Origin of the sequence: Mycobacterium sp. 1165196.3, from assembly GCF_001673415.1 — a bacterium.
Taxonomy (GTDB): domain Bacteria; phylum Actinomycetota; class Actinomycetes; order Mycobacteriales; family Mycobacteriaceae; genus Mycobacterium; species Mycobacterium europaeum_A.
The window spans coordinates 1-24,903 of record NZ_LZLU01000057.1 but is presented as its reverse complement, the minus strand read 5'-3'; the positions used below and the strand labels follow the sequence as shown (position 1 = coordinate 24,903).

Annotated in this window: 21 protein-coding genes and 1 other RNA gene; 16 read left to right on the top strand and 6 right to left on the bottom strand. The window is 65.6% G+C overall.

The window, feature by feature from the left end; genetic code table 11:
• Window positions 1-9: 9 nt before the first annotated feature.
• On the bottom strand, window positions 10-1,371 hold the full coding sequence (locus A5659_RS05465; RefSeq protein ID WP_066865182.1) for an FAD-dependent oxidoreductase: 1,362 nt from the start codon (window positions 1,369-1,371) through the stop codon (window positions 10-12).
• A gap of 171 nt (window positions 1,372-1,542) precedes the next feature.
• On the opposite strand from A5659_RS05465, the gene prfB reads away from it, so the two are divergent.
• The 16 genes from prfB (at window position 1,543) to tal (ending at window position 14,710) form a co-directional block, all read left to right on the top strand.
• Window positions 1,543-2,655, top strand: coding sequence for a peptide chain release factor 2 (gene prfB, locus A5659_RS05460; RefSeq protein ID WP_066865179.1), 1,113 nt, complete (start codon window positions 1,543-1,545; stop codon window positions 2,653-2,655).
• Complete coding sequence (locus A5659_RS05455; RefSeq protein ID WP_231997745.1) at window positions 2,645-3,631, top strand: mechanosensitive ion channel family protein; 987 nt, start codon at window positions 2,645-2,647, stop codon at window positions 3,629-3,631. Before prfB ends, A5659_RS05455 begins: the two co-directional genes overlap by 11 nt.
• Entirely contained in the window at window positions 3,628-4,125 is a 498-nt protein-coding gene (locus A5659_RS05450) for a hypothetical protein (RefSeq protein WP_066865173.1), read from the top strand. The genes A5659_RS05455 and A5659_RS05450 overlap by 4 nt, the downstream gene beginning before the upstream one ends.
• Before the next feature lie 43 nt (window positions 4,126-4,168).
• The gene (ftsE, locus tag A5659_RS05445; protein ID WP_066865258.1) at window positions 4,169-4,858 is read left to right on the top strand and encodes a cell division ATP-binding protein FtsE; all 690 of its coding nucleotides are present in this window, start codon (window positions 4,169-4,171) and stop codon (window positions 4,856-4,858) included.
• Window positions 4,859-5,752 (top strand): permease-like cell division protein FtsX, encoded by an 894-nt coding sequence (gene ftsX, locus A5659_RS05440; protein ID WP_066879255.1) that lies wholly within the window; start codon window positions 4,859-4,861, stop codon window positions 5,750-5,752.
• Between the two features lie 2 nt (window positions 5,753-5,754).
• Window positions 5,755-6,264: an SsrA-binding protein SmpB gene (smpB, locus tag A5659_RS05435; RefSeq protein ID WP_067179647.1), complete on the top strand. Its 510-nt coding sequence runs from the start codon at window positions 5,755-5,757 to the stop codon at window positions 6,262-6,264.
• Window positions 6,261-7,103 carry a DMT family transporter gene (locus tag A5659_RS05430; RefSeq protein ID WP_156748842.1) on the top strand — a complete coding sequence of 281 codons (843 nt, stop codon included), beginning with the start codon at window positions 6,261-6,263 and terminating at the stop codon, window positions 7,101-7,103. Before smpB ends, A5659_RS05430 begins: the two co-directional genes overlap by 4 nt.
• 58 nt (window positions 7,104-7,161) lie before the next feature.
• Entirely contained in the window at window positions 7,162-8,409 is a 1,248-nt protein-coding gene (locus tag A5659_RS05425; protein WP_369829358.1) for an AAA family ATPase, read from the top strand.
• 6 nt (window positions 8,410-8,415) lie between these two features.
• Entirely contained in the window at window positions 8,416-9,453 is a 1,038-nt protein-coding gene (locus tag A5659_RS05420) for a tetratricopeptide repeat protein (protein ID WP_067179641.1), read from the top strand.
• Between the two features lie 18 nt (window positions 9,454-9,471).
• Entirely contained in the window at window positions 9,472-10,317 is an 846-nt protein-coding gene (locus A5659_RS05415) for a maleylpyruvate isomerase family mycothiol-dependent enzyme (protein WP_067179639.1), read from the top strand.
• 88 nt (window positions 10,318-10,405) lie between these two features.
• Window positions 10,406-10,773: a transfer-messenger RNA gene (gene ssrA, locus A5659_RS05410) on the top strand.
• 376 nt (window positions 10,774-11,149) lie between these two features.
• Window positions 11,150-11,431, top strand: a complete 282-nt coding sequence (locus A5659_RS27605; RefSeq protein WP_067179636.1) for a hypothetical protein — start codon at window positions 11,150-11,152, stop codon at window positions 11,429-11,431.
• 372 nt (window positions 11,432-11,803) lie between these two features.
• Window positions 11,804-12,574 (top strand): SDR family NAD(P)-dependent oxidoreductase, encoded by a 771-nt coding sequence (locus A5659_RS05400; protein ID WP_066879240.1) that lies wholly within the window; start codon window positions 11,804-11,806, stop codon window positions 12,572-12,574.
• 59 nt (window positions 12,575-12,633) lie between these two features.
• The gene (msrB, locus tag A5659_RS05395; RefSeq protein WP_067179634.1) at window positions 12,634-13,125 is read left to right on the top strand and encodes a peptide-methionine (R)-S-oxide reductase MsrB; all 492 of its coding nucleotides are present in this window, start codon (window positions 12,634-12,636) and stop codon (window positions 13,123-13,125) included.
• Window positions 13,118-13,597 (top strand): peptide-methionine (S)-S-oxide reductase MsrA, encoded by a 480-nt coding sequence (gene msrA, locus A5659_RS05390; protein WP_066879234.1) that lies wholly within the window; start codon window positions 13,118-13,120, stop codon window positions 13,595-13,597. Before msrB ends, msrA begins: the two co-directional genes overlap by 8 nt.
• A gap of 24 nt (window positions 13,598-13,621) precedes the next feature.
• A complete protein-coding gene (gene tal / locus A5659_RS05385; protein ID WP_067179631.1) occupies window positions 13,622-14,710 on the top strand; it encodes a transaldolase in 1,089 nt (362 codons plus the stop codon).
• 54 nt (window positions 14,711-14,764) lie between these two features.
• Here the strand turns inward: tal and A5659_RS05380 are convergent, their stop codons facing one another.
• From A5659_RS05380 to A5659_RS05360, 5 genes are all read right to left on the bottom strand, one after another.
• Complete coding sequence (locus A5659_RS05380; protein ID WP_067144720.1) at window positions 14,765-15,280, bottom strand: YkgB family protein; 516 nt, start codon at window positions 15,278-15,280, stop codon at window positions 14,765-14,767.
• Between the two features lie 201 nt (window positions 15,281-15,481).
• Complete coding sequence (locus tag A5659_RS05375) at window positions 15,482-16,072, bottom strand: GNAT family N-acetyltransferase (RefSeq protein ID WP_067179628.1); 591 nt, start codon at window positions 16,070-16,072, stop codon at window positions 15,482-15,484.
• A gap of 129 nt (window positions 16,073-16,201) precedes the next feature.
• Window positions 16,202-18,478: a LuxR C-terminal-related transcriptional regulator gene (locus A5659_RS05370; protein ID WP_067179625.1), complete on the bottom strand. Its 2,277-nt coding sequence runs from the start codon at window positions 18,476-18,478 to the stop codon at window positions 16,202-16,204.
• A gap of 627 nt (window positions 18,479-19,105) precedes the next feature.
• Complete coding sequence (locus tag A5659_RS05365; protein WP_067179623.1) at window positions 19,106-21,913, bottom strand: AAA family ATPase; 2,808 nt, start codon at window positions 21,911-21,913, stop codon at window positions 19,106-19,108.
• A 91-nt stretch (window positions 21,914-22,004) separates the two neighbouring features.
• Window positions 22,005-24,797: an AAA family ATPase gene (locus A5659_RS05360; protein ID WP_067179620.1), complete on the bottom strand. Its 2,793-nt coding sequence runs from the start codon at window positions 24,795-24,797 to the stop codon at window positions 22,005-22,007.
• Window positions 24,798-24,903 lie beyond the last annotated feature (106 nt).

Below are 24,903 nucleotides of genomic sequence, written 5' to 3'. Positions count from 1 at the left end.
CACGAGCGCTCAGCCGTGGCTGACCCCCAGCAACTTGGCCAGACTCGGCAGCTTGACGCGGGGACGACCGTGCGGTTCGCCGGCCGCCCGCTCATGGGCGTCGATGAGGTCCCAGTGGGCCGAGGTGACCAGCTTGGGCTGGCGCGACGCCAGCCATTCGGCAAGTCGGTCGGCGTGGTCGTCCGGGAGATCCGCGAGCTCGTCGGCGCCGGTCAGATCGGCGAGCAGCGTGTCCACGGTGTCCTGGGAGTCCTTCTTATTGGTGCCGATGACGCCGGTCGGTCCCCGCTTGATCCAGCCGACCACGTATTCATTGCGGCTGCCTTCGATCCGGCCGCCGCTGTTGGGGATCGTGGCGGTCTTGTCGTCGAAGGGCAGCCCCGGCGTGGGCACCCCGCGATAACCGACCGAGCGCACCACCAGCTGGACCGGTAGCTCCTCGCGCTCGCCGGTGTCTCTGGCGGAAACCCGGCCGTTGTCATCGGTGACCAGCTCGTTGCGGCCCAGCACGATCGCTTCGACCCGGTCCTTACCCTTGATCTCGATCGGGGAGGTCATGAAGCGCAGCACGATGCGGCGGTGTCCGGGGCGTGGCTCGCGCTTGGCGTAATCGCGCAGCACGTTGATGTTCTGCTTCGCCGTCTTGCCCACCGCCGCGGCGTCTTCGTCGCTCACGTTTTCGAGCTGGGCGGGGTCGACGATCACGTCGACGTTTTCCAGGTCGCCCAGCTCACGAAGCTCGAGGGTGGTGAACGCGGTCTGCAGCGGTCCGCGCCGACCGATGACCACCACCTCGTCGACGCCGCACGGTCGCAGCGACTCCAGCGCATGGTCGGCGATGTCGGTTTGTCCCAGCACGTCGGGGTCGGTGACCAGAATGCGTGCGACGTCGAGCGCGACGTTCCCGTTGCCGACGACCACGGCGCGGGCGCCCGAGAGGTCGGGCGTGGCTTCCTCGAAGTTCGGGTGCGCGTTGTACCAACCCACGAAATCGACGGCGGCGATGCTGCCCGGCAGGTCTTCGCCGGGGATGTTGAGCGCCTTGTCGGATTGCGCCCCGACCGCATAGACGACGGCGTCGTAACGCTCGGCGAGCTCGTCGGCCTGCACGTGCTCGCCGACCGAGATGTTGCCGAAGAAGCGGAAGCGCGGATCCTGGGACGTCTTCTCGAATTGCTTGCTGATCGACTTGATCTTCGGGTGATCGGGCGCGACACCGGAGCGCACCAGCCCCCACGGGGTGGGCAGCATCTCCAGCATGTCGACCGCGATATCGATGTCAGCGGACCCGTCGGCCGCCTTGAGCAAGGAGGAGGCGGCGAAGAAACCCGACGGGCCGGAACCAACGATTGCAACGTGGTAAGGACGCATACTCGACCTTCTATTCGTGCCCGGTTAGCGCCGGGGGCTCCCGGAAAGGCCGGCGCGCAGAGCGGGTCGCACATGATCGTGACTCGATGCTAAACGCATGACCGCTGGTCGTGGCCTGGACACTCGCTGCGAGCTCAGCCGCGTGGGAGGCCCCGGGTAACGTGGTCGGCTGTGGAACCCGACCGTCAAGCCGATATCGCCGCACTCGATGCCACCCTGACCACGGTGGAGCGGGTGCTCGATGTGGACGGTCTGCGCAAGCGCATCGAGAAGCTCGAGCACGAGGCCTCCGATCCCCAGTTGTGGGATGACCAAGCTCGGGCCCAGCGGGTGACCAGTGAGTTGTCCCACGCCCAGGGCGAGCTGCGCAGGGTCGAGGAGCTGCGCGGACGGCTGGACGATCTGCCGGTGCTCTACGAGCTGGCGGCCGAGGAGGGGGAAGGTGCGGCCGACGCGCTGGCGGAGGCCGACGCCGAGCTGAAAGCGCTGCGCGCAGACATCGAAGCCACCGAGGTGCGCACCCTGCTGTCGGGGGAGTACGACGAACGCGAGGCGCTGGTCACCATTCGTTCCGGCGCGGGCGGCGTGGACGCCGCCGACTGGGCCGAGATGCTGATGCGGATGTACATCCGGTGGGCCGAGCAGCACAAGTATCCCGTCGAGGTGTTCGACACGTCCTACGCCGAAGAGGCCGGCATCAAGAGCGCGACGTTCGCCGTGCACGCGCCGTTCGCCTACGGCACGCTGTCCGTGGAGCAGGGCACCCACCGGCTGGTGCGCATCAGCCCGTTTGACAACCAGAGCCGGCGTCAGACATCGTTCGCCGAAGTCGAGGTGCTCCCGGTGGTGGAGACCACCGACCACATCGACATTCCGGAAGGCGATGTGCGCGTTGACGTTTACCGCTCGAGCGGCCCGGGAGGCCAATCGGTGAACACCACCGACTCTGCGGTACGTTTAACCCATATCCCGACGGGTATCGTCGTGACTTGCCAGAACGAAAAGTCGCAGTTGCAGAACAAGATCTCGGCGATGCGAGTGCTTCAGGCAAAGTTGTTGGAACGCAAGCGATCCGAAGAACGCGCTGAACTAGACGCGTTAAAAGGCGAAGGTGGCAGCTCGTGGGGCAATCAGATGCGCTCCTACGTTCTGCAGCCCTATCAGATGGTCAAGGACCTGCGAACCGAGTACGAGGTTGGCAACCCTGCGGCCGTCCTGGATGGAGACATCGACGGATTCCTGGAAGCGGGAATCCGTTGGCGCAACCGAAAAGATGACGAATAACACAAGCATTCTCGCCGCATCGATGACGCACCGCTGGCATGACTTTTGGCGGGGCGAAGTCGGTGAATGGATCATCGCCAGGGGTCTGCGCATCGTCATGGTGCTGATCGCGGCAGTGTTGGCGGCCCGTTTCGTCAACTGGGTCGCACAGCAGGTGACCCGCCAGCTCAACTTGGGCTTCGTCGAAAGCGACGCGCTGGTGCGATCGGAGGCCTCGAAACACCGCCAGGCCGTGGCGTCGGTGATCTCGTGGGTGTCGGTCGTCATCATCGGCATCTGGGTCATGATGCAGCTCGCCGAGATACTGCAGTTCTCGATCGGGGGGCTGGTGGCGCCGGCCACGGTGGTCGGCGCCGCGCTGGGTTTCGGCGCGCAGCAGTTGGTCAGGGACCTGCTGTCCGGCTTCTTCATCCTGGTGGAGCGCCAGTACGGCTTCGGAGACCTGGTGACCATCACCGTCGTGTCCGCGACGGACGCGACCGGCACGGTCGAGAACGTGACGCTGCGGGTCACCCGGCTGCGCTCACCCGATGGCGAAGTGTTGACCATCCCCAATGGGCAGATCGTTAAGGTGGTCAACCTGTCCAAGGACTGGGCACGCGCGGTGGTCGACATCCCGGTGTCGACCAACGCCGACCTCAACCGGGTCAACGAGGTCTTGCATCAGGAATGCGACCGCGCGATGGACAACCCCGTGCTGGGCCAGTTGCTGCTGGATGCACCCACGGTGATGGGTGTGGAGAGCATCGAAGTCGACACGGTCACCCTGCGTATGGTGGCCCGCACGCTGCCCGGCAAGCAGTTCGAGGTCGGCCGGCAGCTGCGCGTCCTGGTCATCCGGGCGCTGGCCCGCGTCGGGATCGTGACCGCGGCGGATGCGACGGTCGGCCTGGTCGAAGACCCCTCGGTGCCGGCCGCCCAGGCCGCCGAACAGCAAACCGACGATGAAGTCCAAGGTGCGGTGCAGAAGCGTTGAAGTTCACCCTGAACATCCTCGAGAAGCGCGGCGACGGCGACGACAAGGATGCGGAGCATCGCTGGCCCAATTACGTGTTCGGCGGGCGGATGCGCACGTCGACGCTCGTACTGATCATCGCTTTCTTCCTGGCGTGGTGGGTCTACGACACCTACCGCCCGGAGCCGGCACCCAAGCCGCCGGCCCAGCAAGTGGTGCCGCCGGGTTTCGTGCCCGATCCCAACTACACCTGGGTGCCCCGTAGCCGGGTGCAGGCGCCCCCGGCGACCGTCACCTACACGCCGACGTCGACGAGTACGCCGGCACCACCCCCGCCACCGCCGCCGCCGGTGACGACGACCACGACCACGACGCCGCCGTTCCAGCTGCCGCAGCTGCCGTGCATCCTGCCGGCGCCGTTCTGCCCGCCCAGCTCAAGCCCGGCCACACCGACGCCGCAGCAACCGCAACCGGGGCCCGGCCCGGTGCCGAGTTCGCCGCCGCCGGCCAGTTGACTTCGCTTGCCAGCGAAATTCACCGCTACACTGGCGTGCCGTGATGATCACCCTGGACCATGTCAGCAAGAAGTACAAAGCGTCGGCCCGTCCGGCGCTGGAGGACGTCAACGTCAAGATCGACAAGGGTGAATTCGTCTTCCTGATCGGCCCGTCGGGCTCGGGCAAGTCGACGTTCATGCGGCTGCTGCTCGGCGCCGAGAACCCGACCAGCGGCGACGTCCGGGTGTCGAAGTTCCACGTCAACAAGCTGCGCGGTCGGCACGTCCCGAAGCTGCGCCAGGTCATCGGCTGCGTTTTTCAGGACTTCCGCCTGTTGCAGCAAAAAACGGTGTACGAGAACGTCGCGTTCGCGTTGGAAGTGATCGGCAAACGACCCGACGCGATCAATCGGGTGGTGCCCGACGTGCTGGAAACCGTCGGCCTGTCCGGCAAAGCCAATCGGTTGCCCCACGAGTTGTCCGGTGGTGAGCAGCAGCGGGTGGCGATCGCCCGCGCGTTCGTCAACCGGCCGCTGGTCCTGCTGGCGGACGAGCCGACGGGCAACCTCGACCCTGACACCAGTAAGGACATCATGGATTTGTTGGAGCGGATCAACCGCACGGGGACGACGGTGCTGATGGCAACGCACGACCACCACATCGTCGACTCGATGCGCCAGCGCGTCGTCGAATTGTCGCTGGGCAGGCTGGTTCGTGACGAGCAGCGCGGCATCTACGGGATGGACCGCTAAGTGCGCTTCGGTTTCCTACTCAACGAGGTTCTGACCGGACTTCGCCGCAACGTCACCATGACGGCCGCGATGATCCTGACGACCGCGATCTCCATCGGCCTGTTCGGCGGCGGTCTGCTGGTGGTCCGGCTGGCCGACAACTCACGCGAGATCTACCTCGACCGCGTCGAGACGCAGGTGTTTCTGACCGACGACATCTCGGCCAACGACACCACGTGTGCTTCCGCGCCGTGTAAAGGGTTGCGCGAGAAGATCGATGCACGCCAAGACGTCAAATCGGTGCGCTTCGTCAACCGCCAGGACGCCTACAACGACGCCATCAAGAAGTTCCCGGAGTTCAAGGACGTGGCGGGCAAGGACTCGTTTCCCGCGTCGTTCATCGTCAAGCTGAACAACCCCGAACAGCACGCGGAGTTCGATGCCGCGATGCAGGGCCAGCCCGGGGTGCGCAGCATCCTCAACGAGAAGGACCTCATCGACCGCCTGTTCGCCGTGTTGGACGGCCTGCGCGATGCCGCGTTCGCCGTCGCGCTGGTGCAGGCGGTCGGAGCGATCCTGTTGATCGCCAACATGGTGCAGGTCGCCGCGTACACCCGGCGCACCGAGATCGGAATCATGCGGCTGGTCGGTGCCAGCCGCTGGTACACCCAGCTGCCTTTTCTGGTGGAAGCGATGCTGGCCGCGTCCATCGGTGTCGCCATCGCCGTGCTCGGTCTCATGTTGGTCCGTGCATTGTTCCTGGACAACGCGCTGAGCCAGTTCTACCAAGCTCATCTGATCGCCAAGGTCGACTACGCCGACATCCTCTATATCTCGCCGTGGTTGTTCCTGCTCGGCGTGTCGATGGCGGCGGTGACGGCGTACGCGACCTTGCGCCTCTATATACGGCGGTAGCTGTGGCCAAGGGTTCCGGCCGAGCCAAGGCGGCGGGCGGCAAAGGTGGCAGCAAACAGGTTATCGCCACCAATCGCAAAGCGCGACATAACTATTCGATCATCGAGTTGTTCGAGGCCGGAGTGTCTTTGCAAGGCACCGAGGTGAAAAGCCTTCGGCTGGGCCAAGCATCGTTAGCTGACGCGTTCGCAACGATCGACGACGGCGAAGTTTGGTTGCGTAACTTGTACATTCCCGAGTATCGGCACGGTAGCTGGACCAATCATGAACCGCGTCGCAACCGAAAGTTGTTGTTACATAGGCAACAAATCGACAGACTGGTGGGCAAGATACGAGATGGTAACCTCGCCTTGATGCCGCTGTCGCTGTATTTCTCTGAGGGCAAGGTCAAAGTCGAGCTGGCCCTCGCGCGCGGTAAAAGGGCTTATGACAAGCGCCAGGACATGGCGCAACGTGATGCACAGCGTGAGGTGGTCCGTGAAATGGGACGTCGAGCAAAGGGCATGACCTGATCGGGGCGGCTTACGCCCAGCTGTCGGCCGTTACCTACGGCGTCAGCGATTTCGTGGGCGGCGTGGCAGCGCGGCGAGTGGCCGCGCTGCGCGTCATGCTGGTCGCCTACCCGATCGAGACGCTGTTGCTGGGCGTGATGGCCGTGTTCGTCGGCGGGCCTGTTCACCTCGGTGCCGTCGTGTGGGGATGCCTCTACGGCATCGGCATGGCGTTCGGCATGTGGGCGTTCTTCGCGGCGCTGGGCTCCGGCCCGATTTCGGTGGTCTCGCCGTTGGCGGCGGTGCTCAATGCCGCGGTGCCGGTAGCGGTGGGCATGGCGTTGGGGGAGCGGCCCGGGCAGGCGGCCCTGGTGGGCGTCGTCCTGGCGCTGGCCGCGGTGATGCTCGTCAGCCGCGAGGCTCCCGTGGAGGGAACGCCATACCGGTTCACTCCAAAAGTGGCCTGGCTCACAGTGGTTGCGGGTTCGGCGATGGGGCTGAACCTGGTGTTCCTGCACCAGGCGCCGCACGTGTGCAAGCTGTGGCCGCTGGTGTTCGCCCGCGTGGCGGCCAGCCTGGTCGTGTTCGCCATGGCCAAAACCAGCCAGAACCTGGCGATGCCGCGCGGCCGCCCGCTCAAGCTGGCCGTGGCCGTCGCCGTGCTGGACATCTTCGCCAACATCACCATGCTGGCCGCGCTGCACACCTGGCTGCTGTCGTTGGCCAGCATCCTGATTTCGCTGTATCCGGCCGCGACGGTCGTGCTGGCGATGGTGGTACTGCGCGAGCGGGTGACCCGCTTGCAGGGGATCGGCATGGTGCTCGCCATGGGATCGGTGGCGATGATCGCCTCGGCCTGACGGTTGTGCCGCCGCCTAATATTGGGCAGTTGGCACGTATCACGACCGGGAGATGGCGTTGGGTGCGTTTGAGACCGAAGATCCCGTCATTCGCTCGCTGTCGGACGCGGTGGACAAAAGCCCCGACGTGATCGAGCTGCGGTTGCATCTGGCCGGCCTGCTGGCGGACAAAGGCCGCTACGCCGAGGCGCTGGGCCATTGCAGCACGGTGTTGACGCAGGACGCCGGCAATGTCAACGCGCTGAGCCTGCTGCAACGGTGCAGCGCCGCGCTGGCGGCGCCGCCGGCCGAAGCGTCCGCACCGGTTGCAAATCAGCCTGCTGGAAACGAAAACTTCGACTGGTCGAGCGCCGAACAGGAAGTCGCCGACATCATCGAGCCCGCCTTCGTCGAGCAACCCCCTGACGCGGTCAACGAAGACGACTTCGACGTAGTGCAGCGCGTTCGTGTCCGGTTGGATGATGTCGCGGGCATGGATGAAGTCAAACGACAGCTGGACCTGTCGTTGCTCGGCCCGATCCGCAATCCCGAACTGATGAAGGCGTTCAAGGTGTCCGCGCGCGGCGGGTTGTTGCTGTACGGACCACCGGGTTGCGGCAAGACATTCATCGCCAAAGCCGTCTCGGGTGAGTTGGGGGCGAACTTCTACCAGGTGGGCATCGCCGACGTCCTGCACCAGTGGTTCGGCAACAGCGAACGCAGCATCCGCGCCGTCTTCGACACGGCCCGGCGCAACGCGCCCTGCGTGTTGTTCTTCGACGAAGTTGATGCATTGGGACACCGGCGCTCCGCGCTGAGCGGCAGCTCGGGTTTGCGGCCGGTGGTCAACACCTTGCTCGAGGAGATGGACTCAGCCAGCTCCGTCAACGACGGTGTCTATGTGCTGGGCGCCACCAACGCACCATGGGACGTCGATCCCGCGCTACGCCGCCCCGGCCGATTCGACCGGATGATCTTTGTCGGCTTGCCCGACACCGGGGCCAGGGCCGGGATCGTGCGGTCGCATCTGCAAGACCGGCCCGTCGCGGGCATAGACCTCAAGTCGATCGCCAACCGCACCGATGGCTTTTCTGGCGCCGACCTGGCCTACGTGTGCGAGACCGCAACCCAGTTGGCCATGGCGGATTCGATGCGCAGCGGTCAGGTCCGTCCGGTCACCATGGCCGACATCGACACCGCCATCGCGCAGATCCGGCCCAGCACCGGACCCTGGTTTGAGACCGCCCGCAACGTCGTCGAGTTCGCCAACGGCGACGGAACCTACGACGAACTGGCGAAGTACATGCGCCGCAAAAAGATTCGGTAATCTTCGGTGACTTCGGAGCCTGGATTAGGGCGATACGACGAGGTCATCCGAGTCGCAGACGCCTATATCGACGCCAGAAAATACGAAAGCGCACGCGAGATCCTGAGCCGGTCGCTCTCGCAAAGCCCCAACGATCCCGCCCTCCTTGCGTCCTACGCCCGCGCCGAACTCGCGCTCGGCAATTATTCGGGCGCGGCGCGCAGCGCATACGCCGCCTTGGCCGGCGCACCCGACTCCGAGTTCGCGATGCGACTGTATGCGTTGGCGCTATTCAACCTTGGTCGCCAGTATGACGGCCTGTGGATGGCTTGGCGAGCGGTCACATCACACCCGAATGAGCCTGCGCCACTGCGCCTTTACGCATTGCTATTGCAGAAAGCGTGGCAGTTGCGCTCGGCGCTGGATGTCATCGAGCGCGCGCTACGGCTGGATCCGCAAAGCGTCGACGCGCACATCCGGCGCGGTTCGATTCTGCATGCCATGGGCCGACGGGATGAGTCCGAGGTTTCGTATCGAGCGGCGCTGCAGCTGGATCCCGCGAACGCCGAGGCCCTCAACGATTTGGCGGTTCACCGACTGGGGCGCTTCAAGTTTGGACGCGCCCTTCAGGGTTTTCTCGGTGCCGCCGGAAGCGATCCTGGCTACGGGGCGTTGAGTCGGCGCAATATCGGGGTCGTTCTCCGAAAGGTGCTCACCCTCGTGACCGTTGGCGCGGGGCTGTTGAGCGTGTGCCTCGCTATCACCGCCGGGGCCTACGACGAGGGCCATCCGACCGCGTTGGCGCGCGTCGGTGTCGGCCTGCTCAGCGGGGTTTTGATCGCCGTGTTGTGGTGGCTGCTTCGCGCGATCCCGCGCCGGGTGTTCGTTGCCGACCTGCGCGAGCAGCACTTCTTCGCACTTCGTCTCGCCCATGCGGGAATGGCCGTCATCGCCGGGGCATGGGTCACGTTTTGTCCGTGGCCCGCCGGGTGGATCGCGGTCGGCGGGCTGCTGGCAGTCAGTGCCCTTGTCATTATCCGAATCGGTCTCTTCATCGGAAAGTAAGCGGCCTACGATCCGACCATGGCCGATCGCCCCGTCACCAAGCTCGACAAGTCCACCGTGCTCACCGGTCTCTTCGCGGTGTGGGACGCCATCGATGCGCTGTTGGGCGGGCTCTCCGAAGCGCAATGGCGGGCGGCCAGCCCGCTGCCGGGTTGGGACGTCAAGGCCCTGGTGTCGCACATGATCGGGACCGAGTCGTTCCTTGCCGGCATCGCCGCGCCCCAGCCCGATGTCGACGTCTCCGCGTTGGAGCACGTGCGCAACGACGTCGGCGTGATGAACGAGTGCTGGGTCCGCCATCTGAGCGCGCACGCCGACGCCGATGTACTGGAAAGCTTCCGGGCGATCACCACCGACCGGCGCGAAGCGCTGACGACCATGTCCGACGACGAGTGGGACGCGGTGACGATGACTCCCACCGGCCCGGATTCCTACGGCCGGTTCATGCGAATCCGGGTGTTCGACTGCTGGATGCACGAAGAAGACATTCGCGTGGCGTTGGGGCGCCCGCCGTCCGATGACGAGCTGGCCGGCCCGGCGGCCTCGCTGGCCGTCGACGAGATCGCCGCGACGATGGGTTACGTGGTGGGAAAGCTGGCCAAGGCGCCCGAGGGCTCACGCATCCAGTTCGACCTCACCGGCCCGCTGGCCCGCACCATCCGGGTCAGCGTGGACGGCCGGGCCGCGGTGGTCGACGACTTCGGCGGCCAACCACCGACGGCGACGATCCGGCTGGACGGGCTGCAGTTCACCAGGCTCGCCGGCGGCCGCCCGATGTGTCCCGCCCGTCCCCACGACGTCGACCTCGACGGCGACAGAGCCGTGGCCGCCCAGGTCGTCGAGCACCTCAACTTCGTGATCTGATCGCAGCGCAGCGGGGAAGATAATCCCGTTGCCGCTGGTTGATAGGCAGGTACCATGGATGTTCCTGCCGAAAGTCGGTGGGGTGCGAGGGGCTGAAAGGTTTCGACTTCGCGCATCGAATCAAGGGAAGCGTGCCGGTGCAGGCAACTGACCACCGTAAGCGTCGTTGCAAACAGATAAGCGCCGATTCACATCAGCGCGACTACGCTCTCGCTGCCTAAGCGACAGCTAGTCCGTCAGACCGGGAAAGCCCTCGACCCGGACCCTGGCGTCAGCTAGAGGGATCCACCGATGAGTCCGGTCGCGGGACTTATCGGGACACCAACAGCGACTGGGATCGTCATCCTGGCTTGTTCGCGTGACCAGGAGATCCGAGTAGAGACATAGCGAACTGCGCACGGAGAAGTCTTGAGGGAATGCCGTAGGACCCGGGTTCGATTCCCGGCAGCTCCACTACAGAATGTGCTGTTCAACGCGGGGATTCGCTACGCGCCGCAGCTAGGTCATGCGACCTCGGGTTGGATCATGGGCCGGGTGAGCGGATTTAATCGTCATACGCCGGCGACGCGGAGTTGTGCACGCCGGAGGCCGCATCAAGATGAGGAGCTCCCATGACCTATCGCCGCCTTGCTTCGGCGCTCGGCGCGGTATTGGCGGCGGCCGTCATTCCGGTCCAGGCCCATGGCGAGCCGCCGACGAAGTGTCTGACCAACACTCCCAAGGGCAAGCAGGTCTACGTGCCCTGCGATCTGCTCAACGCCGGTGCCAATTTCCCGCCGGGGCAGCGTTGCCCTCCACCGATCGAGCAGTACCCGAAAGATGTGGCGGACTGGTGTGGCGAGGGTCCGGGTCTTGCGAGCACGACTCCTACGACTCCGACGAGTCCGGCGACGCCTACGAGCCCGACGAGTCCCACGACGCCTACCAGTTCCACGACTCCTACGAGCCCGACGACTCCTACCAGCTCTGTGCGGCCTACGAGCTCGACGACCCCGACGAGCTCTACGACCACAACGAGTCCCACGAGCCCGGCCTCTCCGGGCAATGCAGGGTGACGACGCCTCGACGCGGGACCAACACTCCTTGCGCGCGGGATCAAGGCGGTTGTCGGTGAGCGGCATGCCGTTTGGTGCCGGCGCCGCACGGCCAGCTCTCAGCACTTAATAGCTGCGCCGAATCCTCACTGCGCGTTGGCATCTCAGTGCAGCGCTGGCAGATTATGCAGTGAAGGCGCCGCCGCCCTGGGTGTGATCGACACTGGGCGCCGGCTGCCGGCAGCCGGTCCCGGCGTCCCGCCAGAACTCACCCGGGTGAGACACCGCTGGGGTGATGACGGCTCACCCCGCCGGACAGCAGACTTGGTCCCAGTTCAACGTCGACGTATCGGCGTCCGGTGTCGTCGCCAAGGCTGCAACTTTCCTTGCCGGGCAAGGCGGAAATCGCCCAGCGGAAGTCGTCGAGAGAGCTCAGCGGAGAGGGACTCACCATGCACTTTGTTTCCAAGAAGGTCGTTGTCGTCGGTGGCAGCGCCGGCATGGGCCGGCAGGTCGCGATCGACGTCGTCGAGCACGGCGGCAGCGCAGTGATCATCGGACGTTCGAAGGCGCGGGTCGATGACACCGTCACCGAGCTGACCAGCCGCGGTGACGAGGCCTGGGGCATCACCGCCGAGCTGACCGATCGCGCCGCGGTCGCCGACGTGCGGCGCGCGCTCGCCGAACAGCACGGCGACGCGACGCTGTTGGTCAACGCGGCCGGCTTCTTCATTCCCAAGGCGTTTCTCGACTACGACGCACCGACTTACGACTCGTACATGGAGCTCAACTACGCCTTGTTCTTCCTGACGCAGACCGTCGTCGAGGGGATGATCGCCAAGGGTGAGGGCGGGGCCATCGTCAACATCGGCAGCATGTGGGCACATCAGGCGATCGGCCTGACCCCGTCGTCGGGATACTCGATGCAAAAGGCCGGCCTGCACGCGCTGACCCATAATCTGGCCATCGAGCTTGCCGGGCACAACATTCGGGTCAACGCGGTGGCACCGGCCGTCGTCAAGACCCCGCTCTACGAGGGCTTCATCCCGAAGGACGAGATCGATGCCACGCTTGACACTTTCGCGCCGCTTCACCCGCTCGGACGGGTCGGCGCCCCCGCCGACGTCGCCAACGCCGTCACGTATCTGCTCTCCGATGCGGCCAGTTGGGTAACCGGCGCGATTCTCAACGTCGACGGCGGCATCATGGCCGGCCGCAACTAGCACGACACCGGATCGAAATGTCAAGCGCAACAACACAACGCACGAACGAAGGAGATCCTGTGTCGCACAGATACAGCAAGCGCCCGGCAGCGGTCGACGCGTTGAGCCCCGAGCAATACCACGTCACCCAGGAGAACGGCACGGAGCGTCCTTTCACCGGAGAGTACTGCGACAACCATGAACCCGGCATCTACGTTGACATTGTTTCGGGCGAACCCCTTTTCGCCTCGGTGAACAAATTCGACAGCGGAAGTGGCTGGCCCAGCTTCACCCAGCCCATCGACCCGGACAACCTTATCGAGCGGCGCGACCGCAGCCATTTCATGGATCGGGTGGAGGTGCGGTCTGTCCACGCCGACAGCCACTTAGGGCACGTATTCACCGACGGTCCAACGGAAGCTGGCGGGTTGCGTTACTGCATCAACTCGGCGGCCCTGCGATTCATCCACCGCGATGACCTCGAAGCCCAGGGCTATGGCCAATATCTGCACTTGTTCACCAAAGATGCATCGGAGCGAGACCAAGTCGGCATGAGCAGGAACCGTGACTGAACACAAGATAGCTGTGCTCGCCGGCGGGTGCTTCTGGATTATGGAGGACCTGTTCCAAAGGCAGCCCGGTGTGTCGTCCACCCGAGTCGGCTACACCGGCGGCGGCAACACGCATCCCACCTACCGCAATCACCCCGGCCACGCAGAAGCGCTCGAAATCACCTACGACCCGGACGAGACCGATTACCGGGCACTGCTGGACTTCTTCTTCCAGATTCACGACCCGACCACGACGGACCGTCAGGGCATTGGCGTCGGAACCAGTTATCGGTCGGCAATTTTTTATCTGGACGACGAGCAAAAACAAATCGCAGTGCAGACCATCGCAGACGTCGAGGAATCAGGCCGGTGGCTCGGAACGGTTGTCACCGAGGTGAACCCGGCAGGCGAGTTTTGGGAAGCCGAACCCGAGCACCAGAACTACTTGCAGCGCTACCCATCCGGCACGGCGGCACATGTCAAGGCGATGTAATAACGACATGGGCTCGACGACGGGATGACTCAGAACGCGAACCTCGCGGCACTATCGGCAGCGGGGGTGTCGGTGTGGCTGGATGACTTGTCCCGCGACCTACTGCGATCGGGCAGGCTGCGGCAACTGATCGACACCAGAAGCGTTGTCGGCGTGACCACCAACCCGTCGACATTTGAGCGGGCGCTTGCCCACAGCAACCTCTACGGCGAGCAGATCGCCGAGCTGACCGCGCGTGGCGTCGCGATGGACGTCGCGGTCCGCACGGTGATCACCGATGACGTCCGAGCGGCCTGCGATGTGCTGCACCCGCAGTGGGAGGCCTCCGACGGTATCGATGGCAGGGTGTCCCTCGAAGTCAATCCACTGGATGCGCACAACTGCGATCGAACACTCATGCAAGCAATCCAACTGGCCGAAATCGTCGACCGACCTAACGTATTCATCAAGATGCCGGCGACCGCGGCGGGGTTGCCCGCAATCACCGCGGCATTGGCCAGAGGTGTCTCGGTCAACGTGACGTTGATCTTCTCTGCGGATCGTCACCGGGCGGTGATGGACGCGTACCTGACCGGTATGGAGGCCGCACGCTGCGCGGGCGCTGATCTATCCCGGATCCATTCGGTAGCTTCGCTTTTCGTCTCCCGGGTAGACACCGAGGTCGACGCGCGTCTGGAGAATATCGGCACCGCGGAGGCACTCGCACTCCGCGGGCAAGCAGGCATCGCCAACGCGCGGTTGGCCTATGCGGCCTACCAGCAGGTCTTTGAAGCCGAGCCGCGCTACACCGCGTTGCGCGCCGCGGGCGCTCGTGTGCAGCGTCCGCTGTGGGCCTCCACCGGTGTGAAGAACCCCGCGTATCCCGACACGATGTACGTCACCGAGCTGGTGGCGCCGAATACGGTCAGCACTATTCCGGCGGCGACATTGGAGGCGCTGGCCGACCACGGCGTCATCAAGGGTGACACCATCACTGGCAAGTCGGCACAGGCCCAGGAAGTGTTGGATCGGCTGAGCGCGATCGATATCGATCTGCCCAACGTGTTCGCGGTGCTCGAACACGACGGGGTGGGCAAGTTCGCAGCCTCCTGGCTACGGTCGGTTCAGCGCTGAACGCACCCGGGCGCGCCGGCTTCTCGTTGTAGGCCACCCCGTCGGCGCGGAATGTCAGTGCGGCGGGGCGACTGTCGTCTTTCGGCGGGTCGCGTCGATGGCGTCGACCAGGAGCCACAGTGCCAGGCCGAAGAGCGCGATGTCCTTCATCAAGAACTCTCCGTCGGCGGACAAAACGGGAAAGCCACCAGCGGACGCCTCACCGACCCCGGGGGTCGTGACCATGAAACTCAATGTGGTCAGGAAGAACAGCGATGCGAGAGCACCACCCACCACGGAAGCCTTGGGCCACCATGGCTTGACGGCCAGCAATGCTGCGGTGACCAGTTCCACGGATCCGTTCAATCGGCCGAAGGCATCGATCGACATGCTTTCGTAGACCCAACTCAAGAAGGGGCTGTTGGCCACCCAATGCGAAATCCCCTGGGACTCATAAGACGTGAATTTCATGAGGCCGAACCAGACCAGAACTATCACCAGGCCATATCGTGCGACGAGTGGCGCGATGTCGGTCGTTCGAGGCTTTTCTGGCCGGTCAGTCATCACGGCGGTGGCCTCACTCTGTGACATGTGTTTTCCGTTCTGTGTGTACGCGTTTCATTGCGTGGCCGCTGCCGGGCATCCGGGCGGTTTCGGTTGCAGCTCAGATCAGCGACCACTATCTGCGCGCGGCGGGTGAGTTGTCCTCATCCGCCGAGGAAATTCACCCGGGCGAGGGGCAATAATCCGTTACGTGACACAGTCTCTCGGCCGTGACGTGACGCGCCGGGTTCATCCCGCGCACGCCGGCTCCGGCAGGTCCAGGTCGGCCTTCGTCAAACGGTAGACCTGAAGCGTCAGGTTGTAGTACTTGTCGGTCTCGCCGACCCAGTCCATTCCCACCCGTCGGGCGGTAGCCACACCGCGGCGATTGTTGGGTCGCACGACCGCAAAGACCTCAGTGACACCGAGGTTTTCGAATGCCTGGTGTGCGATCGCGTGACCCGCTTCCGCGCCGTACCCGTGTCCCCAGGCGTTCGGCGACAGCTGCCAACCGATTTCTAAATCCGTGCCGCCCGGCGGCAGCGGAAGCAGGGCCACGCCCCCGATCACCTCGCCGGAGTCCCCATCGGTGATCGCCCACCGGCCCACCGGCAGCCCGCTCGGATCGCTTTCGGCGATCCACGCCGCCAGAACGCGTCGCATTTCGGCCCCATCGACGATGGGGGACAAGGCCGGACACAGCCAACGCGCCACTTCGGGCGCACCGTAAATCGCACACGCGGCGAGATCGTCGTCGAGCCGCCATGGCCGCAACGCCAACCGGGCCGTCCTGACCCGCCGGGTGGCGGGGTCCCATTCGACGTGACGATGCTCAACCATTCCCGTTCCTAGCGTTGTCCGCTCGCACCGGGCAGCGGCCTGGTCATTGCTCGAAGGCTGCCCCCGCGTGGGGTGAGTTGTCATCACCCCGACCGCTGGCTCACCCGGGTGAGGATCACCGGTAGCGAACTACAACAGGCCGAGTTCTCGCGCCCGGCTCACCGCCGCGCCGCGGTGCTCAACGCCCAGCTTGCGGTACACGGCGCGCTGATGGGTCTTCACGGTGTTGAGCGAGACGTAAAGCCGCTCACCGATTTCACGTCGCGATAACCGGGTGGCGAGCAGGCGAAGAACCTCAAGCTCCTTGGGGGTCAGCTCGTCGCAGAGCGCGCGCCTCTGGTTGCGCGAATCAGCTGCGACGCCCGTGCTCCGCTCGGCAGAGGCGAGCAGCGTCGAGACGATGCCCGCGTCCGGGCAATCGCGCACCAGGGTGCCGACCTCTTCGAGGATGGCCTGCGCGGCCCGTTGGTCGCCGAGTTTCTCGAGTATCTCCGCTCTGACCGACTGTGCCTTGGCCACCTCGAGGATCGCTCCGCCTTGGCGGGCCGACATCACCGCCATGTCGGCGGCGGCCGCCGCCGCGGTGGTGTCACCGCGCTGACGGAGGACTTGGGCCGCGGCAAGCGACACCGCCCCGTCCACGAAGTGTTGCGCGTCCGCCAGGTTTTGGGAGCCACCCGAAGCCTCGCGGATCTGGCGTTCGGCGTCTGCCAGTTGTCCACGTTCGGCCGAGATCAGCGCCAGATAGCCCAACGCGTAGATGCGGGCGCGGCGATCGCCCACCTTCTCGGCGAGCTGCACGGCCCGCTGGAAGGCGGCTTGCGCCTCGGACATGTTGTCCGAAAAGTACAGCGCGGAACCATAAATGCAATAGGCGCGCGATTGGCCCAGCGGCGCTTCGCCGAAATCGAGGGTGATCGCCCGGGCGGCGGTCTCGAGGGCCGCGGCGACGTCAGCCGTCTTGAACGAGTGAATCGCGCGCAACAGGACAACTTGAGAACTGATGGCCTGGCCCTCTGGGGTGTCGGTCGCGGATCGAGTCTCGGCCGCCTCGATCCACTCGGCGGCGTCATCGAGTTGGCCGACGCTCAAGGCGATCCAGGCCCGGGCCACGCTCAGCCGCTGATCCCGTAAGACGGTCTCCTCGGGAAGCAGATCGAGGTAGCCGGAGATGGTCGATACGCCGCCCCCGCTGAACTCGTCGGCCCAGTCCGCCGCGATCAGCTCGACACTGCGGGCGATGTCGCCGGCAGCGAGCAGGTGCCGCACCGCCTCATCGACGAGCCCCTCGGCCTCGAACCACGTCGCGGCTCGGCGGTGCAGTTCGGCGACGAGATCGGGCTCGGCGCGGCGTAGCTCGGTGCGCAGCAACTCTGCGAACAACTGGTGATAGCGATACCAGTGACGCGACGTGTCCAGCGGCACCACAAACAGGTTCTCGCGCTCGATCTTCTGCAAGACCGAGGCCGAGCCGGAGGTTTGCAGCACCGCGTCGCAGAGCGCACCGCTGAGTCGTCCCAGGACCGACGTGCGTAACAAAAAGCCGCGGAGGTCCGCCGGCTGGCCGTCGAGCACCTCGGCCATCAAGTAGTCGACGATATGACGGTTGTCGCCTGCGAACGTCTTGATGAACGCGGCGGTATCGGCACGACCGGCAAGCGAGAGGGCGGCAAGGTAAAGACCGGCGGCCCATCCTTCGGTGCGCTGGTGCAACAGATGAATGTCGTTGGGGGCCAATCCCAATCCGATGACATCGTTCAGCAGATGGTGCGCCTCAATCGGCCCGAAACGTAAATCATCGGTTCGCACCTCGGCAAGCTCACCGCTGGCCCTCAGCCGAGCCAACGGCAACATCGGATCGGATCGGGTTGCCAACACCAGGTGCAGGTTCGCCGGCATGCGGCTGATGAAGAACGCAAGCTGCTCATGTACCGCTCGACCTACCACCTGATGGTAGTCATCAAGAATGAGTACGACCGGGTTGGCGATCGTGTCCAGATCGTTCAGCAGGGTAGGGAGGACGACCTGCACTGGGTCGGCGCCCATCGCTAGCAGTTCAACCGCGCGAATCCCCGTGCCAGGACTGACCTTTTGCAGCGCAGCGACCGCGTACATCCAAAACCACACCGGGTCGTTATCGGAGGAGTCAAGCGACAGCCACGCGAACCGCTCGTCCTCGCCCGCACCCGACGCCCACTGCGCAAGCAATGTGGTCTTGCCCCAGCCCGCCGGCGCACTCAGCAGGGTCAGCTTGCGGCGACGTCCGGCCGTTAGAGCGTCCAGCAGGGCGCCACGGTGAACGAGCTGCGCCCCAATGGCGGGGACGTGCAGCTTGGTGGCGAGCAGGACTGCTCGCGCAGTGGCTTCTCCAATGGCGTTGTCGCTGCGCCCAGCCGAGCCGCTCATGTCCGAACTCCGCGAATCTGTTGAATCCAGCAGGCGGGCGGCAAAAGTCGGCGTCGATGCGTCCGTAGTGGACGTAACCGCCTCGGCATCCCAGTGTGCCCTTGCGGGGCCGCCCGGACTCGTTCCGCTCGCTAATCGCGGCAATTCTATTGGATCAGGGGCGTTGTCCGGAAATGCCGCGGGCGCATGTCGGCGGTGCCCGTTTGGGCGGGCGGACGCCCGTCGTGTCAAGGGCTCAATGGTCGTCTCGTGAGCCGCGCTCACGCTGTGCCCACTCACCGCACTTCTCCCTCTTGGCTCGCCGAAACGTCAGCTCCCGCAACAGATCACACAGCCACCCGCCCGCCGCCAGTCGTCGGCGTTCTCATGGTCGTCGGGACACCAATACGTAACCACCGACGCCGAAAACCACCGGCATCATCATCAAGATTCCCAACAGTGTGCTCATCATCGTCTTCTCAACCCTCTGCACATTTGCGCTCCGGTGCCGGTTCGTTCGTGAGTCGTGGCGATCCGAAGCGCAATGACTACGTTGGCACCGCGGGTACGGCCGTCGCCATCGCCCGGCGGGTGATCTTTAGCTCCGGGGTGGTGTATGCCTAGTGGGCATGGTTTTTGACGGACCGGTCAGTCGGCGCCGTGGATGAGCTGGGTCAATTGGGTGCGGGATGTGATGCCGAGTTTGGTGAAGGCGTTGCGTAGGTGGGTTTTGACGGTGTGGGGGGACAGGTGCAGTTGCTGTGCGACGGAGCGGTTGGTTGCGCCTTGGGCGATGAGGTGGACGACGGTGAGTTCGGAGTCGGTGAGGCTGTCCCAGCCGGTTTTTGCCCGTGGGTGGTTGACGATGCGGCGTTCGACGCCCAGTCGGCGTAGCGCGCGGCCGACTCGGCGGGCATCGGCGGTTGCTGCGCAGTCGATGTAGGTGTCGAATGCGGCGTTCAGTTGGTCGATTGCTGCGGTGTGGTGTTGTGCGCGAGCCAGTTCGGCGCCGGCGTCCTCGGCGGCGCTGGCGTAAAGAAGCGGGCGCGGCAAGGCGCGAAGCGACTCCGCGGCGGCCACCAACGCCCGGGTATCGTGTTCGAGGATCGCGCGGGCATAGCCGGCCACCGCCGCGAACAGCGGCACCGCAGGCCGCTCACGTTCAAGCACCTCGGTGGCTTGCAGGACCCGCGCGCGCAAACCGGCATCACCGGCGGCCGAAGCCACCCGCGCACCCAGGATCAGTCGAACCAATGCGTGGGGGAAAAACGGTGTCGCCAGCAGGATGACGTCGCCGAGCCAGCGCATCGCATCATGAATGTCGTCGCGCTGCCACGCCGCCCGCGCGAGCACATACGCCGATCCCCGACGTATGCCGGCGGAGCCGGCGGAGTGGGCTTCGTGCGCGTCATTGACCATCTGTTGCAGCAAGTTCCGGTCATCGGTGTGCGCCGCCACCTCGGCGAGAATCACCGTGCGAAGCACGTCGTGCTCGGTGGCCCCCGTCCGCTGTGGTGGCGCAAGGCATTCCGTCGCGTCGCGGGCGGCCGACAGCCGGCCCGCAGCGAGGTGCACGAGCCCACTGAAGACGGCCCACAGAGAGAGGGCCATCGCGTTGCCCTCCCGGCTGGCTTGCTCTATGCCGTCGGTGACCTGGGCCGTCGCGTCGTCCAACCGGCCGACCACTGCCAGCAGGTTTGCGTTGTACATTCCTGCATAGGCGTGCGCCAACGCCGTTTCATTCGTGTGGGCGAGCGGACCAAGCTCTTCGAAACGGCGTAGTGCTCGGGCCGCGTATCCCTCACCGGCATCGAGCAAAGCGTGGGTCACGCCTGCCATGATCGTGGCCTCGAGATCACCGGTTACTGCCGCGGCCGAGGCCGCCTCGTCGGCGGCCTCCCGCCGTTGCCCACCTTCGTCGAACACCAGGTTGTACGCCAGCCACGCCAGATGCCGTGCCCGGGTGACCTCGCTGAGCCCGGGCAACTCGAGCGCCCGCCGATTCTCCTCCACCCGCCGCTGGTCAGTGTGCTTGGTGTGCACCGGAAGCCGGAGACGGATCTCGGCCTCCACTTCAGGCGACGCCGCCTCCGCGAGCGCCATGTCGGCCATTTCTTCGGCCTCGCCATAGCGACTGGCCCGGTTGAGCCACCCCACCGTTTCCGCGACCAGTGATCCACGCTCGGCGTCGTCGCCGGGCAACAGCTCCAACGCGCGCTTGCTCAGGTCGGCGGCCGCGCTCGCATCGCCGCGGCCGACCGATTGCGCAGCTCGGCGCAGCGCCTCGATCGCCTCCCGGTCTCCGGGCTCGGCGCTGCGTGCCAGTTGGGCAGCCACCTCGGCCGGCGCGGCGCCCATCGCCAGCATGACCGACGCCGACTGGCGCTCCATCGCCCGCCGTAACGATTGCGGCAACGACTGTCGGGTTGCCTCGCGCAGCAAGTCGTGCCGAAATCGCAATTGGTCACCGTCTTCGACGAAAAGATCCGCGCGCACCGCCTCCTCGAGCGCCGACAGCAGCGACGTCGGCGATCGCTCCAGCATCGCGGCCAGCAGGCCGGCCGAGAACCGGTCCGGCAGCACCGCGGCCACCCGGACCGCCTCTGAAGCGCCATCGGAGAGCAGTTCGAGTCGTTGATGCATACTGGCGCCCAGACGCCGTGGAAGCTCGTTACCGGTGGCCCCCACGCGCCCGCCGGTAACGTTCAGTCGGTCCTCCTCGCCCAGCCCCCCGACGAGCTCGCTGACCAAGAACGGATTTCCGTGCGCCTTGGCGGCCAGAGTCAGCAGCGACACATCGGCTTTCGCCCGCACGGCGTCGCAGACCATGTCGGCGACCGCCTCCGGCGTCATGGCCCCCAATCGCAAAAATGTGGCATTTGCGCGCTGCAGGACCGATAACGTCTCTTGCACCGCGGGTCCCCCGGCCCCGGTGCGGGCAGTCAAGACCCAGAGCACTGACGCGTCGGGCCGCGCGGTGGTGAGCGACCGCAGCGCCAACAGCGTGCCGTTATCGGCCCAGTGGACGTCCTCCAACACGATCGCCAGCGGTGTTTGTGCGGCCGCGGCATGAATCGCGTCGGCCAGATCGTGCACCACCCAGTAGCGGAGGTCGGCGGAGCCGCCCAGCCGGCGCAACGCCTCGGCGTCGCCCACCGGGGGATCGGCGTTGAGCGTGGCCATGAACAGCGAGAAAAACGGCACCGTCTGCTGGTACTCGAACGCCTCACCGAACAGCGTCCGTACCCCGGCTTTGTCGGCCAGCACCAACACCTCGGTCAGCAACCGACTCTTCCCGATGCCGGGCGGGCCTTCGATGACCAGCACGCCACCGCGCCCTTGGGCGACCGCGGTAACTAGCGAGCCGATCAGTTTCAGCTCGTCTGCCCGCCCTCGAATCGGCGGGGTGACCAAGCGCTGGCCGCCGACGTCAAATAGGCCGGTGGAAGGACCCATCGGGTGTCCTGTCTACGGTTTATTTAGCGGATTGCCGTTGCAGTGCACGTCATTGTAGGCCGCGCACGGTCGCCTAGCGATTTGCTGTAGGTCAGTCGGCGCCGTGGATGAGCTGGGTCAATTGGGTGCGGGATGTGATGCCGAGTTTGGTGAAGGCGTTGCGTAGGTGGGTTTTGACGGTGTGGGGGGACAGGTGCAGTTGCTGTGCGACGGAGCGGTTGGTTGCGCCTTGGGCGATGAGGTGGACGACGGTGAGTTCGGAGTCGGTGAGGCTGTCCCAGCCGGTTTTTGCCCGTGGGTGGTTGACGATGCGGCGTTCGACGCCCAGTCGGCGTAGCGCGCGGCCGACTCGGCGGGCATCGGCGGTTGCTGCGCAGTCGATGTAGGTGTCGAATGCGGCGTTCAGTTGGTCGATTGCTGCGGTGTGGTGTTGTGCGCGAGCCAGTTCGGCGCCGGCGTCCTCGGCGGCGCTGGCGTAAAGAAGCGGCCGCGAAGAGGAGTGGAGTAACTCGGCGGCAACCACTAATGCCCGGGCATCACGCTCGAGAATGCCGCGGATGTGTTGAGCGACGGTGCAGAACAACGGAACCGCCGAGTCGCGTCCGAGCACGGCAATGGCGTCCAGCAGGCGCGCGCGCAAGCCGGCATCACCGGCGGCTGACGCGACCCGCGCGGTCAAGGTCAGCTGGTCCAAGACGGCCGGCAAGAACGGTGTCATGAGTAGCGAGATGTCGTCGCCGAGCCAGCGAACCGCTTCATGAACATCGTCGCGTTGCCACGCCGCCAGTCCTAGCGCGCACGCCGCCCCGCGTCGTACGGCGGGTGAACCGTTGGAGTAAGCATCGCGCGCCTCATTCATGGTCTCTAACAACAAGGTTCGGTCGTCGGTGCGCGCCGCTACCTCCGCCAGGGTGAACATGCGCATCGCGTTCACAAACGTCGACCCCGGTCGCTCCGGCTTCGGCAACCGCTCGGTGGTAGCGCGGGCGGCCGACAGCCGGCCCGCGGCCGCCTGCGCCACCCCCGCCATCAGGGCCCAGATGTGGAGCGCCATGCCGTCGCGTTCCTTCTGGGATGTTTCTGTGCCGTTCGCGACCAGCGTGGCCGCATCTTCCAGCCGTCCGGCCACGGCAAGCAGGTTTGCCAGGTGGCATCGGGCGAGGTTATGGGTAGTCATATCGCCCGCGGGGGGCAGGGCCTGGAGTTGCTCAACGCGGTGCAGGGCGCGGCCCGCGTACCCGTTCGCACAGTCGAGGTAGGCGAGTGCAACTCCCGAAAGGATCCTCGACTCGAGATCGCCGGTCGATGCGGCGGCGGCCGCCGCCTCGTCGGCTGCCGCGCTGTCTTGTCCGTGTTGGCCGTGCATCGTCAGGTTGTACGCCAGCCACCCCCGATGTCGTGCCTGGGTGACTTCGCTGAGGCCGGGCAACTGAAGCGCGCGGCGGTTCACTTCGATGTGTCGCGCGGTCGTATCTGTGATTGCCGTCCGAAGCCGCAGGAGGATCTTGGCCTGTTCTTCGGGCTGCAGCGTGGCGGACAGGGTGGAGCTGGCCAACCGTTGCGCCTCCTCGTAGCGGGTGGCCCGATTGAGCAGCACGATCGTTTCCGTCACGAGCGGTCCACGTCCCGAGTCTTGGGGTGGCATAAGTTCCAAGGCGCGCGTGCTCAGATCCGACGCTGCGCCCGGATCGCTATTAGCCACCGACTGTGCGGCTTCGCGCAGTGCGGCGATCGCGGCCTGATCGCCAACCTCAGCGCTGCGGGCGAGCTGGGTTGCCACCTCCTCGGGCGCCGCCCCCACGTCCAACATGACGGTTGCCGATTGCCGCTCCATCGCTCGGCGCAACGACTGGGGCAACGACTGCCGCGTCGCTTCGCGCAGCAGGTCGTGACGAAACTTCAGGTGTTCGCCCTCCTCAATGAGGAAGTCGGAGCGGACTGCCTCTTCTACCGCCGAGACCAGGGCGGCCGGTCGGTGTTCCAGCATCGCGGCGAGCAGGCGGGCCGAGAACCGGTCGGGCAGCACGGCGGCTACTCGCACGACTCGGCTCGCGATGTCGGAGAGCTGGTCGAGTCGTTGCTGCATGGTGTCGCCCAGTCGTCGTGGCAGTGCATCTCCGGTGGCGACCGCGCGGCCGCCGCTGACGTCGAGCCGGCCCTCCTCGTCCAGGCCTCGCAACAGCTCCGTCAGCAGGAACGGGTTGCCGTGTGCCTTATCGGCGAGACTGAGCAGCGACGCCTCGGCCCTGGCACGCACGGCGTCCTGCACAATGTCGGCGACCGCGCTCGGTGACATGGCCGTCAACCGCAGAAACGTGGCGTCATCGCGTTCCAGCGCGGTCAGCGTCTCGCGAACCGCCGGGCCGCCGGCGCCGGTTCGGGCGGTGAGCACCCACAGCACCGGGGCATCGGGCCTCGTCGCTGCCAGCGACCGCAGCGCCAGCAGCGTGGCGTTATCGGCCCAATGGATGTCTTCGAGGAGGATCACCAACGGTTTTCGGGATGCGGCCGCATGAATGGCGGCTTGTAAATCGCGCACCACCCAGTAGCGGAGATCGGCCGACGTGCCCAAGCGGCGCAAAGCCTCCGCATCACCGACGGGGGGATCCGCGCGCAGGGTCGCCATGAACAGCGAGAAAAATGGCACCGTCTGCTGGTACTCGAAGGCCTCGCCGAATAGTGCCCGCACACCGGCCTTCTCGGCGAGCGCCACGACCTCGGTCAGCAAGCGGCTCTTTCCGATGCCGGGCGGCCCCTCGATGACCAGTACGCCGCCGCGCCCCTGAGTGAGCGCCGCGATCAGCGTGCCGATCACCTTTAGCTCGCCCGTCCGCCCGCGAATCGGCGGTGTGCGCGGATTCCCCGACGCCCTCGCGGTGCTCACGCGAACCGCCCCCCACCGACGTGAAGTAGGCGGGCGGACGACTTCCAAGTTATGTGATCCACAGTTCTCGCCACCGCTAGCGCTGGCAATCAGTGTAAGCGTGTTC

Excerpts from the sequence above, each read along its gene's own strand:
- A5659_RS05465 (WP_066865182.1), bottom strand. The coding sequence starts at position 1,371 with ATGCGTCCTTACCACGTTGCAATCGTTGGTTCCGGCCCGTCGGGTTTC.
- A5659_RS05455 (WP_231997745.1), top strand. The coding sequence starts at position 2,645 with ATGACGAATAACACAAGCATTCTCGCCGCATCGATGACGCACCGCTGG.
- ftsE (WP_066865258.1), top strand. The coding sequence starts at position 4,169 with ATGATCACCCTGGACCATGTCAGCAAGAAGTACAAAGCGTCGGCCCGT.
- A5659_RS05415 (WP_067179639.1), top strand. The coding sequence starts at position 9,472 with ATGGCCGATCGCCCCGTCACCAAGCTCGACAAGTCCACCGTGCTCACC.
- A5659_RS05400 (WP_066879240.1), top strand. The coding sequence starts at position 11,804 with ATGCACTTTGTTTCCAAGAAGGTCGTTGTCGTCGGTGGCAGCGCCGGC.
- tal (WP_067179631.1), top strand. The coding sequence starts at position 13,622 with ATGACTCAGAACGCGAACCTCGCGGCACTATCGGCAGCGGGGGTGTCG.
- A5659_RS05380 (WP_067144720.1), bottom strand. The coding sequence starts at position 15,280 with ATGTCACAGAGTGAGGCCACCGCCGTGATGACTGACCGGCCAGAAAAG.
- A5659_RS05375 (WP_067179628.1), bottom strand. The coding sequence starts at position 16,072 with ATGGTTGAGCATCGTCACGTCGAATGGGACCCCGCCACCCGGCGGGTC.
- A5659_RS05370 (WP_067179625.1), bottom strand. The coding sequence starts at position 18,478 with ATGAGCGGCTCGGCTGGGCGCAGCGACAACGCCATTGGAGAAGCCACT.
- A5659_RS05365 (WP_067179623.1), bottom strand. The coding sequence starts at position 21,913 with ATGGGTCCTTCCACCGGCCTATTTGACGTCGGCGGCCAGCGCTTGGTC.